12 protein-coding genes and 1 pseudogene are annotated in these 16,287 nt (G+C 68.7%); 12 read left to right on the forward strand and 1 reads right to left on the reverse strand.

Features of this window, described 5'->3' with window-relative positions; translation table 11 throughout:
- Positions 1 to 69: 69 nt before the first annotated feature.
- Positions 70 to 789, reverse strand: a complete 720-nt coding sequence (locus OG395_RS04435; RefSeq protein WP_327241688.1) for a GntR family transcriptional regulator — start codon at positions 787 to 789, stop codon at positions 70 to 72.
- 141 nt (positions 790 to 930) lie between these two features.
- Between OG395_RS04435 and OG395_RS04440 the strand changes: the two genes are divergently transcribed.
- The 12 genes and pseudogenes from OG395_RS04440 to OG395_RS04495 all read left to right on the forward strand — a co-directional run bounded on the left by OG395_RS04440 (position 931) and on the right by OG395_RS04495 (position 16,264).
- Entirely contained in the window at positions 931 to 1,749 is an 819-nt protein-coding gene (locus tag OG395_RS04440; protein WP_327249249.1) for an ATP-binding cassette domain-containing protein, read from the forward strand.
- Positions 1,746 to 2,801: an ABC transporter permease gene (locus OG395_RS04445; protein ID WP_327241689.1), complete on the forward strand. Its 1,056-nt coding sequence runs from the start codon at positions 1,746 to 1,748 to the stop codon at positions 2,799 to 2,801. Before OG395_RS04440 ends, OG395_RS04445 begins: the two co-directional genes overlap by 4 nt.
- 93 nt (positions 2,802 to 2,894) lie before the next feature.
- Positions 2,895 to 3,884 (forward strand): substrate-binding domain-containing protein, encoded by a 990-nt coding sequence (locus tag OG395_RS04450; RefSeq protein ID WP_327241690.1) that lies wholly within the window; start codon positions 2,895 to 2,897, stop codon positions 3,882 to 3,884.
- Between the two features lie 92 nt (positions 3,885 to 3,976).
- Complete coding sequence (locus tag OG395_RS04455; protein WP_327241691.1) at positions 3,977 to 4,747, forward strand: SDR family oxidoreductase; 771 nt, start codon at positions 3,977 to 3,979, stop codon at positions 4,745 to 4,747.
- Positions 4,748 to 4,780: 33 nt separating this feature from the next.
- Positions 4,781 to 5,647 carry an SMP-30/gluconolactonase/LRE family protein gene (locus tag OG395_RS04460; protein WP_327241692.1) on the forward strand — a complete coding sequence of 289 codons (867 nt, stop codon included), beginning with the start codon at positions 4,781 to 4,783 and terminating at the stop codon, positions 5,645 to 5,647.
- Positions 5,648 to 5,653: 6 nt separating this feature from the next.
- Positions 5,654 to 6,604 carry an aldose 1-epimerase gene (locus OG395_RS04465; protein ID WP_327241693.1) on the forward strand — a complete coding sequence of 317 codons (951 nt, stop codon included), beginning with the start codon at positions 5,654 to 5,656 and terminating at the stop codon, positions 6,602 to 6,604.
- A gap of 128 nt (positions 6,605 to 6,732) precedes the next feature.
- Positions 6,733 to 7,512 (forward strand): annotated as a pseudogene (locus OG395_RS04470) (sugar kinase); the annotation flags it as partial.
- 259 nt (positions 7,513 to 7,771) lie between these two features.
- Complete coding sequence (locus OG395_RS04475; protein ID WP_327241694.1) at positions 7,772 to 8,401, forward strand: bifunctional 4-hydroxy-2-oxoglutarate aldolase/2-dehydro-3-deoxy-phosphogluconate aldolase; 630 nt, start codon at positions 7,772 to 7,774, stop codon at positions 8,399 to 8,401.
- Positions 8,402 to 8,642: 241 nt separating this feature from the next.
- A complete protein-coding gene (locus OG395_RS04480; RefSeq protein ID WP_327241695.1) occupies positions 8,643 to 11,528 on the forward strand; it encodes a LamG domain-containing protein in 2,886 nt (961 codons plus the stop codon).
- Positions 11,529 to 11,632: 104 nt separating this feature from the next.
- Positions 11,633 to 15,673 (forward strand): glycoside hydrolase domain-containing protein, encoded by a 4,041-nt coding sequence (locus tag OG395_RS04485; RefSeq protein ID WP_327241696.1) that lies wholly within the window; start codon positions 11,633 to 11,635, stop codon positions 15,671 to 15,673.
- Positions 15,674 to 15,772: 99 nt separating this feature from the next.
- Complete coding sequence (locus tag OG395_RS04490; RefSeq protein WP_327249250.1) at positions 15,773 to 15,940, forward strand: hypothetical protein; 168 nt, start codon at positions 15,773 to 15,775, stop codon at positions 15,938 to 15,940.
- A gap of 177 nt (positions 15,941 to 16,117) precedes the next feature.
- The gene (locus OG395_RS04495) at positions 16,118 to 16,264 is read left to right on the forward strand and encodes a twin-arginine translocation signal domain-containing protein (RefSeq protein ID WP_327241697.1); all 147 of its coding nucleotides are present in this window, start codon (positions 16,118 to 16,120) and stop codon (positions 16,262 to 16,264) included.
- Positions 16,265 to 16,287: the final 23 nt, after the last annotated feature.

The following is a 16,287-nucleotide window of genomic DNA, read 5'->3' on the forward strand; positions in this document are numbered from 1 at the left end:
CCGGCCCCGTGCGGAGCCCGCCGTCGGCGGCCGGCGCAGTCGGTCCGGCCTGGCCGGCTCGTCCGGTCCTCATCCGGCGAAGTACCCGGGGTAGCGGCCCTGGAGGCCGGGGGCAGTCTCCAGCACCCTGCGGGCGTGCCTGCTGATGTGGGCGTGGCCGTGTATCGCGTCGCCGGACTCCAGCGCGTCCACGATCGCCGTGTGCTCGTCGATGAGGACCCGCACCGTCTCGGGGTCGGGCAGGCTGAGCCGCCGGAACCGGTCCAGGTGCATCTTCATCGGCTGCATCAGCTGCCAGGCGCCCGGATAGCCGCTCATCTCGAAGATCTGCCGGTGGAGCGCCTCGTCGGCGGCGAAGAAACCGCCGAGGTCATGGGCCCCGTGACAGCGTTCCTGTTCGGCGAGAAGGGCGCGCAGCCCGGCGACGTCCCGCTCCGGCTTCTCGCAAGCCGCGGCGAACGCGGCCAGTTCCAGACTCTCGCGGACGAAGCGCGCCTGCTCCACGTCGTGCAGCCGGATCGGCTCTACTCGGGTGCCCACCTGAGGCACGACCGAAACGAGACCGCCGTCCACCAGCCGCGCGATGGCCTCGCGCAACGGCGTGCGGCTGACCTGCAACTGCTCGGCCAGATCCGTCTCCGACAGTGACGCACCCGGCTCGATCCGCAGGTCACGGATGGCCGCGGCCAACTCCTCGTACACCCGGTCGGATGTGCGCTGGCGGACACGCAGCCGCCCTACCGACGCGAGGGCCGGCGGGCCGCCTGGGAGGTTTCGATCCGATTTCACGACATGATCCTTGCATACTGAAGAACTTGTATGCAAGCATCCGAGTTACCGCCAGGCGGTCCCCGCGTTACAAGCGGATGCACCTGGAACTTCTTGCGGAGAGCAGCTGAGTCGCCAAATGAGAGAGGAAGACTCGTGCTGATGCATCTATCGACACCACCCCCCGGCCCCTCCGGCCCGGACGTCCCCGTGCTCTCGGCCACCGGGATCTCCAAGCGCTTCGGCCACGTCACGGCACTGACCGACGTGTCCCTGGAGGTGGCCCCCGGCGAGGTCGTGGCCCTGATGGGCGACAACGGCGCGGGTAAGTCCACGCTGATCAAGATCCTTTCGGGCGCTCTCGCTCCGGACAGCGGCGAGTTGCGCGTACGCGGCGAACAGGTCCACTTCACCAACCCCTCGGACGCCCGCGCCGCCGGCATCGAGACCGTCTACCAGGACCTCGCGCTGGCCGACGACCTGTCCGCCCCCGCCAACCTGTTCCTGGGCCGTGAGCGCCGTAAGCCGGGGCCGCTGGGCCGGCTGGGCGTCCTCGACAACAAGCGGATGCAGACCGAGGCGGAGGACTACCTGCGCACCCTCGGCGCCCGCGTTCCGGACTACCAGGCCCCGGTGCGTATGTTCTCCGGCGGCCAGCGCCAGACCGTGGCGATCGCCCGGGCCGGGATCTGGGCCCGCGAGCTGGTCATCATGGACGAGCCCACCGCCGCGCTGGGCCTCGTCCAGACCGAGCAGGTCGCCCAGCTGATCAAGCGCACCCGGGACCGGGGCATCGCCGTCGTCGTCATCAGCCACAGCGTGCCGTTCGTGACCGACGTGGCCGACCGCATCGTGGTGCTCCGTCTGGGCTCCACCGCCGCGACGCTGTCGCCCGCCACCACCTCGCACGCCGAGATCGTCGCCGCCATCACAGGCGCGGCGACCGGAACCCCGACCGACCCGCAGGGAAGCACGTCATGACTCCCCATCTCCCCATCCCCACGGTCGGCGCGGACGTGTCCGGTCCGGACACCGCGAACCGTGTGCGCCGCGCAGTCGCCGCACTGACGAGCAACTGGGTCTTCCTGGCGCTGGTCGTCCTTGTTCTGGCCTTCTCGGTTCTGGCCGGCGGAACGTTCTTCAACGCGGACAACTTCCGCAACGTCCTGTTCAACGCCTCCGGGACGATCCTGCTGGCCGTCGGCACCGCCTTTCTGATCATCGGCGGCCAGCTCGACCTGTCCATCGGATCCGTGCTGGTCTTCAGCCAGGTGATCGCCGCCAAGACGATCGTCGCGGTCAGCGGGTCCGCGGAAAGCGGCTACCCCAACGCCGGTGTTGCCATCGCGCTCGGCATCGCCGTTTCCGTGGCCGTCGGCGCGGCGTGGGGCCTGCTCAACGGCGTCCTTGTCACCCGGCTGAAGATCCCCTCGTTCATCATCACACTCGGCACCCTCGGCATGGGCCTCGGCCTGGCACAGGTCATCACCAAGGGCACCGACGTCACCGGGCTGCCGCCGCAGCTGGTCACCGGCATCGGCATGCGCCAGGTGCTCGGGCTGCCGCTGCCCGTGTGGATCGCCGCCGTCGTGGCCGTCGTGGCCGGCCTCGTCCTTGCCACGACGCAGTTCGGCCGGTACACCTACGCCATCGGCTCGAACGCCGAAGGCGCCCGCCGCAGCGGCATCAAGGTGACCCGCCATCAGGTCGTGCTCTTCACCATGATGGGCGCCCTCGCGGGCCTGGCCGCCGTCCTGGACGTCGCCCGGTACACCACCACCCAGGTCAGCGGCCACAGTGCCGACAATCTCGTCGCCATCGCCGCCGTCATCATCGGCGGGGCCAGCCTCTTCGGCGGCCGCGGCACCATCTTCGGCGCCGCAGTCGGCGTCATGATCCCGGCCGTACTCAACAACGGACTGGTCATCGTCAACGTCCAGCCGTTCTGGCAGACCGTGGCCATCGGCGCCATCCTCATCGTCGCGGTCGCCATCGACGACATCAAACGCCGTCAGCAACTGCGCGCGTCCTGACCTCCCCCGCTCCACCACCCCGCACCTTCCCCGCACCACCCCGGACCCCGCACCACCCCGGACCTCCCCCGCACACACCGAACGGATCAGCCCATGTCCCGCAGAATCACCCGGGCCGCGCTGGCGGCCACGGCCACGGCCGCCGCCCTCGCCCTATCGGCCTGTTCCTCCTCCCAAGCCCCCGCGAGCGCGACCGGCGGCGGCTCCGGCAAGCACCGCACCATCGCCTTCATCCCCGGGTGCACCTGCGACCCGTACTACTCGACCGAGATCGCCGGTTTCAAGGCCGCGGCCAAGGCCGCCGGGGTCACCTCGATCGTGCAGGGCCCGGCCAACTTCCAGGCCTCCGAGCAGATCCCCGTCCTCCAGGGGGTCGTCCAGAAGAAGCCTGACGCCATCGTCATCGACCCGACCGACGCCACCGCGCTCGCCGCCCCGATCGCCGCGGCCGTCGCCCAGGGCATCCCGGTGATGACGACCGGCAACAACGTCAACAGCGACAAGATCTTCACCGCCATCGCGGCCAGCTCCATCCAGGGCGGCAAGCTGGGCGCCGCGGAGCTCATGAAGCAGAAGCCCGAAGGCGGCAAGGTGGTGTTCGTCCACATCAAGCCGGGCATCAGCTCCCTCGACGACCGCGAGAAGGGCTACCGGGAGGCCTTCAAGGGCCAGTCCAAGTACAAGGTTCTGCCCAACCTGTACGCCGGCAACGACTCCGCCACACAGGCCGCCGGCCTGGTGCAGTCCGCCATCACCGCCCACCCCGACCTGGTCGCCGTCTTCGCCTCGAACGTCATCACCGCGGAGGGCGCGGCCAACGCCGTCAAGGCCGCCGGCAAGACCGGCAAGATCGCCGTACTCGGCTACGACGCGAGCCCGCAGGAGGCCCGCGAGCTCAAGAACGGCACCCTCACCGCCCTCGTCTCCCAGAACCCGTACCAGATCGGCCAGTTGGCCGTAAAGAACGCGCTGAAGTACATCGAGGGCGACCGCAGCATCCCCAAGGACCAGCCGCTCCCCCCGCTGGTCATCACCAAGGACAACCTGAACGACCCGGCCTCACAGACCGCCCTGTACAAGTAACACCGCACCTCCCGCGCTCCGTCCCCGGGGCCGCCCCCCCATCGGCCCCGGGACCTCCTCCCGCAGCCTCCTCGCAGAAGGACCGCACACCCATGGAATTCGAGGGCAAGTCCGCACTGGTCACCGGCGGGTCCAGCGGCATCGGCCTGGCCGCGGCCGAGCTCCTGGCCGCCCGCGGCGCGCGGGTGGTGTGCGCGTCCGTCACACCGCCGGAGGCCGCCGTCCACGACGCGATCACCTACGTCGAGACCGACGTCACCGACGAGTCCTCGGTCGCCGCCGCCGTCGGTCACGCCGTCCGGCACCACGGCGGACTCGACGTCCTCGTCGCCTGCGCCGGCATCCAGCGCTACGGCACCGCCGCCGACACCCCGCGCACGACCTGGGAGGAGGTGATGGCAGTCAACGTCGAGGGCGCCTTCCTCGCCGCCAAGCACGCCCTGCCCGCCCTGCGCGCCTGCGGCGCGGGTTCGATCGTGCTCGTCTCGTCCGTCCAGGCCTTCGTCACCCAGAAGAACGTCGCCGCGTACACCGCCAGCAAGGGCGCCCTCAACGCGTTCGCCCGCTCTCTCGCCGTCGACGAGGCCGCCTTCGGCGTCCGCGCCAACACCGTCTGCCCGGGCTCCGTCGACACCCCCATGCTGCGCACCGCCGCCACCGGGTTCGCCGGCAGCCCGAAGGACGCGGACGAACTCGTCGCCACCTGGGGCCGCAGCCACCCACTCGGGCGGGTGGCCCGTCCCGAGGAGATCGCCGAGGCCATCGCCTTCCTGGCGAGCGACCGCGCCGCCTTCATCACCGGCATCGCCCTGCCCGTCGACGGCGGCCTGCTCGCCCAAGTCGCCGTGGCCCTCCCCGACTGATCACCGACGATTCTTCAACCCACGATCGGAGCAGTGAAGTTGAGCATCGACATCACCGTCGCGATACCCGGTAAGGCCCGCGTCGGAGAAGGACCGTTCTGGGACGGTGAGACCGGACAGCTGACCTGGGTGGACATCCTCGCCGGCCGCGTCCACACCGCCGACCCCGCCGCGCCCCGCCCGCACACCCTCACCCTGCCGACCTTCGTCGGCGCCGCGGTACCCAAGGCGTCCGGCGGATACGTCGCGGCCACCACCGAGGGGTTCACGGATGTCCGCGCCGACGGTACCTGGACCACCCGCCTGTCCGTCCTGCCGCCCGGGCACCGTATGAACGACGCCAAGTGCGACCCGCAAGGAAGGCTGTGGGCCGGCAGTTGCACCATGGACTTCGCCGCCGGCCGCGGGGCTCTCCATGTCCTGACCCCGGACTGGGCGACGGAACCGGTCCTCGACGGCCTGACGCAGCCCAACGGCCTCGGCTGGAGCCCCGACGGCCGCACCTTCTACCTCATCGACACCGTCGCCCACGAGGTCAACGCCTTCGACGTACCGCCCGACCGGCTCGCCCCCGCCCGCCGCCGCACCCTCGCCCGCTTCCCCGAAGCCGCCGGAGAACCTGACGGGATGACCGTCGACGCCGACGGCTGCTTGTGGATCGCCCTGTGGGGCGGCGGCCGGCTGCTCCGTCTCTCTCCCGACGGGGGCGTCCTCGCCGAAGTCCCCCTTCCCGTCGACCAGCCCGCCTCCTGCGCCTTCGGCGGCCCGGACCTCGACGTCCTCTACGTCACCACGGCCCGCGAAGGCCTCGGACCCAGCCCCGCCGGGCCCGCCGGCTCCGTCCTGGCCGTGCGCGGCCTGGGCGTCCACGGCCTGCCCGCCCACCGGTTCGGAGGCTGACCAGCCATGACCAGTTCTGTGTGGCTGCACGGCGACCGCCTGTCGGTCGAAGTACGCCCCGGCAAGGGCGCGGACATCACGTCCATCACCGAACGCACCAGCGGCATCGACGTCTTGTGGCGCACGCCGTGGGGGCGCCGCGACCTGGCCGGGGCGCCCGTCACCGGCGACAGTCAGACCGACTGGCTCGCCCGCTACGGCGGCGGCTGGCAGCAGCTCGTGCCCAACGCCGGCGCCGAGCGGACCGTCGACGGCGTCCGCCGCGGATACCACGGCGAAGCGGCCGTCGTCGCCTGGACGGTCGAGAGCGCGGACGAGGCCGAAGTCCGTCTCGCCACCGACCTGATCACGGCCCCGCTCCGCCTCACCCGCAGCCTGCGCCTGGACGGGCCGACCCTGCACGTCCGCGACACCGTCCACAACACCTCCCGGGAACCGGTACCGGTGATGTGGGTCCAGCACCCGGGCTTCGGGGCACCGTTCATCGACGAGCACTGCACCATCACGGCCGCGGCCCGCACCGTCCTCACGGACGCCGAGCAGCCCGGCACGGTCCTGCCGCCCGATGTCCGCGCGGAGTTCCCGCTCGCGCCCGCCGTCGACGGGGACGTCCTGGACCTGCGGCAGTGCCCCGGACCGGACAGCGGGCGCGCCGTGTTCGCCTGCCTCACCGACTTCGAGTCCGGTTTCTTCGCCATCGAAAGCCCCAGCGCGGGATTCGGCATCCGCGTCGAGTGGGACGTGTCGGTCCTGCCGCATGCCTGGCTGTGGCAGGAATGCCACGCGAGCAGCGGCTTCCCCTGGTACCGCCGCGCCTACCTCGTCGCCATCGAACCCGCCAACATCCTGCCCGGCGACCCTTCCCCGGCCTGCCCCACCCGCGGCCAGGCACCCCTCCTGCCGGCCGGCACCAGCTGGACCAGCGACATCACCCTCAGCATCACCGACCTCCCCTGAAGCCGGCGGCCGCACGCAGCACACCGCCCCCTGGCACCGGATGGAACACGGATGGACCACAGACCATGGCTTACGTCGGCACCGAAAAGGCAGTCCGCAACCCGCAAGCGGTGTGCCTCGGCGAGACCATGGCCGTCCTGCTGCCCGGACACCCCGGCCCCACCGAGTCCGTCGAAGAGTTCCGGGTCGGCGTGGGCGGCGCCGAGTCCAACGTCGCCTGCGGCCTTGCCGGGCACGGGATCGCCACCGCCTGGGTCAGCCGCGTCGGCGACGACGGCTTCGGCCGACGCATCACCAGCGAGCTCACCGCACGCGGGGTCGACGTCTCGGCCGTCGCAGTCGATCCTGTACGTCCGACCGGCCTCTACCTCAAGGAAACCCACCCGCACAGCCGGATGCGCTACTACCGCACCGGCTCCGCCGCCTCCGCCCTCGGCCCCGACACCTTCACCAACCCCGCGTTCAGCCAACTCCTGTCCGGCGCCCCACTACTGCACCTGTCGGGCATCACCCCTGCACTCTCCGACAGCTGCCTCAGCCTGATCCGGGCCCTGCTCACCACCCCCCGCCCCGGCCGCACCGTCAGCTTCGACCTCAACTGGCGGCCCGCCCTCTGGCGCGACCGCGACCCGGCCGTCCTCCTCGAACTCGCCAACGCCGCCGACCTCCTCCTCCTCCTCCTCCTCCTCGGAGCCGACGAGGCCGAAGCCGCCTTCGGCCTCAGCAGCCACACCGCCATCCGGGCAGCGTTCCCCGCCCCCGCGACCGTCGTCGTCAAGAACTCCGAGCACCAGGTCACCGCGCTGAACGCGGACGGCACCACCGTCAGCGAACCCGCGCTCGTCGTCGAGGTCGTCGAACCCACCGGCGCCGGCGACGCGTTCGCCGCCGGATATCTCGCCGCGACCCTGCGCGGCCTGGACCAGCGCTCCCGCCTGCGCCTGGGCCACCTCACCGCCGCAACCGCGCCCTCACCACCCACGGCGACCACGGCACCCCGCCCTCCGCCGACCTCACCGCCGCCCTTCTCGCCGCCTCCCCCGACGAATGGGCCGCGACCCGGGTCACCGCCGCCGGAATCCACTCACCCGCCCTGCCCTGACCGCACAGCTGGATCGGCCTCCGCACCCACACCACAACAACAACCCGACCAGGGAGCACCAGACCATGACCACGCCGCTGTCCCTTCCGGCGGAGCTCGCCGCCGCCCCAGTGATCGCCGTCGTCCGCGCACCCCACATCGCCGACGCGCCGGCCCTGTGCGCGGCCCTCGCCGAAGGCGGCATCCACCACGTCGAGTTCACCTTCACCACACCCGACGTCACCCGGCATCTCGCCCTGGCAGCCGCTACTGGCGCCCACGTCGGCATCGGCACCGTCCTGACTCGCCAGCAAGCCGAACTCGCCATCGAAGCCGGCGCCCGCTTCCTCGTCACACCCGGCTGCCGCCCCGAAGTGGCCCAAGCCGCCCACGAGGCGGGACTGCCCGTCGTCCTCGGCGCCCTCACTCCCACCGAAGTGGCCAAAGCCGTCGACCTGGGCGCAGCCGCCGTGAAGATCTTCCCCGCCAGCGGATTCGGCCCCCGCTATCTCAAGGACCTGCACGGCCCCTACCCGGGCATCCCCCTCGTCGCCTCCGGTGGAGTCAACGCCGCCAACGCCGCCGAATACCTCGCCCACGGAGCCCTCGCCGTCTGCGCCGGAACCGAGGTCGTTCCCCCGACAGCCGTCACCGAAGGGAAGTGGGATGAGATCACGCACCGTGCCGCAGCGTTCATGGACTCCCTCTCCCGGTAGTCCCCACGCGCCGGGGGCATTCAAAGGCGCGCAGCCACAGGCGCCTGCATGCCCACGGTCCGGGCGATTACCGGCGCCGCGCTGAACAGCCTCAAGGCGTGCTCAACGCCTTGGGCATCGCCTGAGACAGCCGCCGGTCGCGTCCTCTCCGCCGTACAGCGGGGGCGGCCCCGCCAACCGATTTCCGCATCTCCCACCGGGACGTGCCAACGTCCTGTGCGTCTACCTCCTGGAGACGATCATGTCGCAAGTCAATCGCCGTACCTTCCTCACCTGGTCCGCCGTGGTAGGCGCGGCGGCCTTCAGTACCCCCCTGTTCGGAGCGGGGCTGGCCGCAGCGGCACCCGGCCGGCCGCCGAAACTGGACTCGCTGACCAGTGACTGGCTGCTGGCGCGGGAAGTGAAGCACCTCCCCGCGGTCAGCAACTTCTGGGGAGCCGTAGGGTCCTCCCCCAATGTGCTGGGGATCCGCAACTTCACCCTTGCGCCCTATCTGGACAGCGGCAGTGACTCCTGCGTGCTGAGCGTGGACGGCGTGCCGGTCACCACCAGCGAGTCGCGCTGGTCGGCCTATGAGATCGCGCGTAAGGCGACCACCGCCTCGGGGGTGGAGATCCAGACCAAGACCCGGCTCGCATTCGAACGCAACGAGCTGCTGCTGCACATCGCCGTCTCCAACCCCACCGCGGCACCGATCACGGTATCGGTCAATGCCAATGCACGCATTGCCAAGGCGACGATTCCGGCCGATTGGTCGTGGGGTGCCCCACGGCCCGGCGGCAACCGCACCTCCGCGAAGGTCTCCGGATCGAACCTGCTGATATCCGACAGCCGCTCTTCGGCGGTGACGGCGTTCGCGTTCACCCCGGCACCCACGCTCACCATGGCATCGGCGGGCGGACGCGCCGAGTGGTCGGTCGCCGCGGGGCAGTCAGCGACGATCGACATCGTCATGGAGGTGGGCGAGACCTCGACGGGGGCGCCACTGGCGGACATCAACGACGGCAACGGCGTGGTAGACGCCTGCAACGCCACGCTGGGCGCTTTCGGAGCGGCCTTCAGCACCGCCCGCAAGAGCTGGGAAAAGCGCTGGCAAGACGCCTTCACACCCGAAAACGGCCACTTCTCGGGATCCCTGCCCGTCCTGACGGACACCAAAGACACCGACATCGCCCGCCTGTACTACATGAGCGTCCTGTCAGTGCTGGCACTCGAGCGCACCAATCTCTCCTCCGAGTTCTCCACCCTTCTCGGCAGACCCACCACACCCGGCACCTTCCAAGGGCTCGACCGCGTCTATGTGACGGGGGCGCCCGAGTGGGCGAATACGGTCAGCTACTTCTGGGACACCTCCTACTCCTCCATCATCCTGACGCTGCTCGATCCGCGGATGATCAAGGCCAAGGCCGCCTACTGGCTCGCCAAGGACATCTATGCCGGATATGCCATCGACTGGATGTCGGGCAGGACCGTCGGCCCGTGGTACAGCGCGAACGACCTCACCGTCTTCACGACGATTCTCAACTACGTCAACTACAGCGGCGACGTGTCCTTCCTCGACACCACGATCTCCAGCTCCGGTAAGACCGTCCTCGAACACCTGAAATCCATCGCCACCAACTGGCAAAGACTGCTACGGCAGGGGCAGTCGCTGGCCGACTACGGCGAGAACCACAACCTCCTGGAAGTTCTGCCGAAATACGTCCACCAGGTGCCGTCGTTCAACGCGGCCAATGTGTGGATGATGCAGCAGACCGCCGGCCTGTTCGACCGTGCGGGTGACAAGGCAACCGCCGAAGACCTCACCGACAGGGCCGAAGCCCTGCGGAGCGAGGTTCTCAAGCTGTACGACAAAGCCAACAAGGGCGTCTGGAACTGCAGGTACCCTGACGGCACCACCGTTGCGGTACGGCATGTCCTCGACTTCGCCATCGCCGGCAACCTGCTCGCCCCGTCGCTGACCGACGAGCAGAAGACCGACATGAAGCACTTCGTCACCGACGAACTGCTGGCCGGGGACTGGCTGCGCGCCCTGTCCTTTGCCGACTCCCAGGCGCCGGTCGCCCGTACCGACCACGGCACCAGCGGCGCCTTCGACGCCTGGCCCTCACTCACTGCCCAGACCTTCGCCCGGTTCGGCGATTACCCGGCGTTCCTCTCGCTGCTCAAACGATTTGCGGGCGTGACCAGAAACGGCCCCTTCGGCCAGTCTCTCGAGATAGTCCAATCCGCGGGGGTGTATGTCACCGGCCGGCCCGCGTTGAACCCCGCCGGAGCCGTGACGGTCTCCGCATGGATCAATCCCTCGAGCTGGCCGAAGAACCACTGGCAGGGCACCATCATCGCCAAGGACTCCTGGGAGAGCGGGCACGTCGGCTACGTGCTCCGCGGCGGCGCCGGCGGCAAGATCTCCTTCGTCCTCGCCCTCAACGGCAGCTTCATCGATGTGATCACCACCGCCACGGTCCCCACGTCGGGGTGGCATCACGTCGCGAGTGTCTACGACGGCGAAAAGGTACAGATCTTCATCGACGGTACCGTCCAGGCCACACGAGCGGCCACCGGGAAGATCACCCCCTCCACCGGCACCCCGGTCATCGTGGGGAATTGCCCCAGCGACTCCAACCGCCGTTTCAGTGGCAGCATCGACGAGGCCCGTGTCTACACGCGGGCGCTGTCAGCCACCGAGATCAATGCCCAGTACCAAGCCACCACCCCCGCCACCGGCGCCACCGACAGCTCCCTGGTACTCCACCTGCCGTTCAACGAAGGCGACGGCACAAAGACCACCGAGTCGGTCACAGCCCAGGCCGTCACCATCGAAGGGGCAACATGGGGCAGTAGCCGAACCGGATTCGGCTCCGCACTGGCCCTCTCCGACGCGACGGCCGACTACCACGCTGTCATCGCCCCAGCCAGCGAATCGCAGGTCTTCGTCAACTGCGCCGGCGGGAACTACGCAGACGTGATCATCAGCGACCTGTTCGGCTACAACCCCGAAGGCGCCACCGCCAAGTTGCGGAACGCAAGCGAGCCCCGAGGAATCACCGCGACACTCGAAGGCGTCGTCCTCAACGGCAAGAGCCAGACGATCACCAGCGGCCCCGACGGCCTGTCGCTCGCCTGAGCCGTCTGCGGCGCGCCCCAACTCCCCCATGCTCCGCAGAGGATAGCCCTGCAAGGAGATCCGTGAGGCCTGCCAGCGGGTGAGGCGGCCCCGATCATCCCCTCATGACCCGAATCAATCTCGAAGGGAAGTACGAAATGCCCGAGTCAAAGGCAAGTAGTCAGTTGGCCCGTCGTCGTCTTCTGTTGTCCGCCGGTGGAGTGCTGGCCGCGGGCGTTGCGGGAGTTGGCGGTTCCGGCGGCATCGCCTGGGCAGCCGAGCCGGGTGCGGTTTCGGCCGAGGCGGGCCGGGATTATATGAGTCTGGTGAATCCGTGGGTGGAAGCGGATCGGGGCCGGTTCTTCTTCTTCCAGTCGGCGAGCAACCCGTTCGGCATGATCAAGCTTCGGCCGGACACGAGCACGCACACTCTTTGGGGGACGGGCTATCGGCACGACGAGAACAACGTCAAGGGTTTCAGCCATCTGCATTGCTGGCAGATTGCCGGCGTGCAGGTGATGCCCACCACCGGTGCGGGTGTGTCGAAGCTGCAGGGCGATACCGGCTGGCAGTCGTCTGTGAAGCACGACGTGAGTGAGGTCGTCGAGCCGGGCTACCACCGGCTGCATCTGGACCGGTACGGCGTCACCGCCGAGCTGACGTGCACCGACCGGGTAGGCCTGCACCGCTATACCTACGACACCGCTGGCCGCAGTGAGATCATCATCAACCTCGGCGGCATGCTGGGCGAAGCGAAGATGAAGGGCGCCCAGGTCACCAGGGTCAGTAACAATGAGATCGAGGGCTACGTCGACCAGGGGGGATATCTCACCGACGGCCTCTACTGGCCCCAAACGCCGCCGGAGAAGAACCGACTGTTCTTCAGCATCCGGTTCGACAAGCCGTTTGATTCGCTGCGTGGTTGGGCGGGTGGGAGCCTGGCCAACGGCGGTGCGGCGATCGATGAGTTGTCCGGCGACAACATGGGGGTGTACGCCTGCTACGAGCAGCTGGACGCCGGTGCGGTCGTGCAGATGAAGGTGGGGTTGTCGTTCACCGGGGCGGCGGGGGCGCGCAAGAATCTCGAAGCGGAGCTGCCGGGCTGGGACTTCGAGGCGGTGAAGCAGGCCTCCCAGCAGCACTGGAACGCGATGATGGGACGCATCAACGTCGAGGGCGGCACCGAGCAGCAGCAGGTCAAGTTCTACACCGACCTGTTCCACGTGCTGTGCGGACGCAGCACGATCAGCGACGTGGACGGCAAGTACCTGGACAACACCTGGCGGAACGGCAAGGTCAAGCAGATCCCGCTGGATGACCGCGGTGTGCCGCGGTTCGCGATGTACAACTACGACGCGATCTGGTTGACCCAGTGGAACCTCAACACCGTGCTCGGTTTCGCGTATCCGGAAATCTACAGCAGCTTCGTCCACTCGCAGCTGCAGATGTACAAGGACGGCGGCCTGCTGCCGCGCGGCCCGCGCTTCGGCGACGATTCGCTGGTGATGACTGGCTCGGCGGTGACGTCGTTCATCACCGGTGCCTGGAACAAGGGCATCCGCGACTTCGACATCGACCTGGCCTTCGACGCGATGCTCGACGCCCAGTCCATCGGCGGCCTGTTCGACAAGGCCACGTACGCGAACGCGTCCTGGATGGGAGACGGTGGGGTTGCCCGCCCGTATCTCGATTACGGGTATGTGCCGCACAACATGCCGGATTCCTGGAAGTCGCGTGGTGCCGGGGAGACGCTGGAGTTCGCGTTCCAGGACTGGACGTTGGGACAGTTGGCCCGGCGGCTGGGCAAGTCGGGGCTCAACATCTCGCAGTTCGCCGGGGTGTCGGTGTCCTCGCAGGTGAACAATTCGAATTTCGCCGGTGTGCGGGCGGTGGACGGTCGGCCGATCCGCTCCAGCATGGTGCCCTCTCAGAATGTGGAGTGGGCGTCCACGGAACAGAACCCGTGGATCAAGCTGAGCTGGCGTGAGGACAAGCGCGTCCACAAGGTGGTGATCAGCGATCGGGCGGACCCGAGATCGAACGCGAACTCCGGCGTTCTGACATTCAGCGACGGGACGACGGTCGCGGTGAAGAATATCCCCACCGACGGCAGAAACAAGATGGTGGCCTTCCGGCCGAGGAAGGTCAGCTGGATACGGTTCGATGTGACCGGCGGCACCGGCGAGAACGTGGGGCTGAACGAGATCGAGGTATGGGACACCACCGACACCGGCGACTACCTGATCGAGCGGTCAGGCAGCTGGCAGAACCTGTTCGACAGGTCCACCGGGTTCATCCGGCCCAGGGGTTCTGACGGACGGTGGCTCTCGGGGTTCAACCCGCTGTCCAGCAACGAATTCGTGGAGGCCAACTCCTGGCAGGCCACCTGGTACACCCCGCACGATGTGCAGGGCTTGGCCAACCGGCTGGGCGGCAGGGACGCCTACGCCGACAAACTCAACTACGCCTTCGACCACTCCAAAGGTACCAATTTCATTGGCGAAGAGGGCGGGAACGGCGACGACGGCGCCTACGTCAACTACGGCAACCAGCCCGGACTGCAGCTGGCGCACCTGTTCAACTACGTGGGCAAACCGTGGCTGACCCAGTACTGGGTGCGACAGGTGAAGGAAAAGGTCTACTCCTCCATATCCACCACTGACGGGTACGGCCACCACGACGAGGACCAGGGCCAGATGGGATCGCTCAGCGCACTGATGGCGATCGGCCTGTTCGAAGTCACCGGAGCGAGCCTGTCACGGCCGGTCATCGACATCACCTCACCGATCTTCGACAAGGTCACCATAAACCTCAACACCGGCTACTACGACGGCCGGCAGTTCCGCATCATCACCCACAACAACTCCGCGGCCAACATGTACATCCAGCGCGCCACGCTCAACGGGCAGGAGCTGGACCAGGCCTGGTTCTACCACGACCAGCTGACCGGCGGCGGAACGCTGGAACTGTGGATGGGCGACCAGCCGAACAAGGCATGGGGCGTGGGGCAACTGCCGCCCTCCCACTCACCACAGGCACCCGCGGTCATCTACTCCACGCCTGACCAGGTCCGGGTGGGTCCCGGCGAGAACCGCACAATCAGGGTGGAGGCGATGAACCTCACCGGCGAAGCGGTCACGGTGAACTGGCGGACCAACGCCCCCGCAGGTCTGCGTACCGAACCGGCCAACGGCACACTGACCATCCCAGCAGGCGGCACAACCGGCCAGGACCTCACCCTGCAGGTCGCCGAGGGCACTCCGGAAGACCTTCACCGGATCACCTTCACCGCCCTCGCCGCCGACGGAACCGAACTCCCCGACGGCGTGCTCTACGCGAACGGCATACCGGCGATCACGGTATCGACACCCGCGGAGCTGCGCCTGCTGCAGGACACCCCGGCCACGTTCCAGGTCAAGCTGGTCAACAACGACAGCCAGGCCCAGGACACGGAAGTCTCGCTGCAAGCTCCTGAGGGCTGGCAGGTCCAACCCGCTACCCGTACGCAGCGACTCGCCGCCGGCGCGACTGCGACCACGACCTTCACCGTCACCCCGCCGGCGAACGCCTCGGGGACGCAGACTCTCGTCGTGAAGGTCAAGAACGGGACAGGCACGTCCAACCACGAAGTCCCCGCCACCGTCCACCACGCGATCGCCCTGGTCGGGACCATCGATGTGGCGACCGCGGGATTCGCTCTCACCCCCAACCGTTACTCCGCCTACCCCAGCACCTTCCCCAACGATGTCGACTTCACCGTCGGCAGCAGCGACCCCGCATCCGCGTGGAGTTACATCCACCCCGGACCCGACGACGCCTGGGCCGGAAAACGATCCCACACCTTCACTCTGCGCTTCGACCTCCCCCAAACCCCCGAAAACGATCTCGCCCTCACCGCATGGCTGGTCGACACCCACCCCTCCGCCCCTCCGAAACTGGCCCTCAGCCTGAACGGACAAACCGCCACCACCATCCAGCTCCCGGCAGGCGGCGGGGACGGCTACCACTGGGGCGACGGAGGCGGTGGCAACATCCGCCCCACCACCATCGATTTCCCTCTGCCCGCCAGCCAACTCCGCGCCGGGAAGAACGTCATCACCATCACCACCCAAACCGGCTCATGGCACGTCTACGACGCCATCGCCATCCGCGAAACCACCCCATAACCAGCAAGCACAACCAAGACCGAAATATCTTCCCGGCGGGGGGCTTCGGGCCCCACTACCTGAAGGGCCTGCACGGCCCCCTACCCGGACGTCCCGCTCATCGCCTCGGGCGGCGTCAACGCCGACAACGCCGCCGCATACCTGGCGCACGGCGCCGCCGCCGTCTGTGCGGGCACCGGCGTGGTTCCCCCGGACGCGGTCGCGAACGGCGACTGGGCGGAGGTCACCCGGCGCGCCAAATCCTTCATGGCTGCCCTCGCTCGGTGAACCGCGCCGCCGCTCTCTCACCACCCCGGCGTCCGCGGTCACCGCGGGCGCAGATCGCGACAGGACCCCGGAACCCCCTGCCCGTGCCCGGCCTCAACTGACGAGTGAGGCCGGGTGCGGGCAAGGGGATTCCCTTCCCACCCGTCCCGGCTCCACCCAGCCCTGAGGAGGCTCGTCGTGGCTCATCACCCCACCCGTCGCAGTGTCTTGAAGTGGTCGGCGGTCACCGCTGCCGCGGCCTGGCTCGCGCCCGCCCTGCCGGCCGCCCTCGCCAACGCGGCCACGGGCACGACCGGGGCCTCGGCACGGAGGGCTACCGGCTGACGTCGGCGGCCGCCCTGACCATC

Source organism: Streptomyces sp. NBC_01320 (assembly GCF_035974375.1).
GTDB lineage: Bacteria > Actinomycetota > Actinomycetes > Streptomycetales > Streptomycetaceae > Streptomyces > Streptomyces yanii.

Excerpts from the sequence above, each read along its gene's own strand:
- OG395_RS04440 (WP_327249249.1), top strand. The coding sequence starts at position 931 with ATGCATCTATCGACACCACCCCCCGGCCCCTCCGGCCCGGACGTCCCC.
- OG395_RS04445 (WP_327241689.1), top strand. The coding sequence starts at position 1,746 with ATGACTCCCCATCTCCCCATCCCCACGGTCGGCGCGGACGTGTCCGGT.
- OG395_RS04450 (WP_327241690.1), top strand. The coding sequence starts at position 2,895 with ATGTCCCGCAGAATCACCCGGGCCGCGCTGGCGGCCACGGCCACGGCC.
- OG395_RS04455 (WP_327241691.1), top strand. The coding sequence starts at position 3,977 with ATGGAATTCGAGGGCAAGTCCGCACTGGTCACCGGCGGGTCCAGCGGC.
- OG395_RS04465 (WP_327241693.1), top strand. The coding sequence starts at position 5,654 with ATGACCAGTTCTGTGTGGCTGCACGGCGACCGCCTGTCGGTCGAAGTA.
- OG395_RS04475 (WP_327241694.1), top strand. The coding sequence starts at position 7,772 with ATGACCACGCCGCTGTCCCTTCCGGCGGAGCTCGCCGCCGCCCCAGTG.
- OG395_RS04480 (WP_327241695.1), top strand. The coding sequence starts at position 8,643 with ATGTCGCAAGTCAATCGCCGTACCTTCCTCACCTGGTCCGCCGTGGTA.
- OG395_RS04485 (WP_327241696.1), top strand. The coding sequence starts at position 11,633 with ATGACCCGAATCAATCTCGAAGGGAAGTACGAAATGCCCGAGTCAAAG.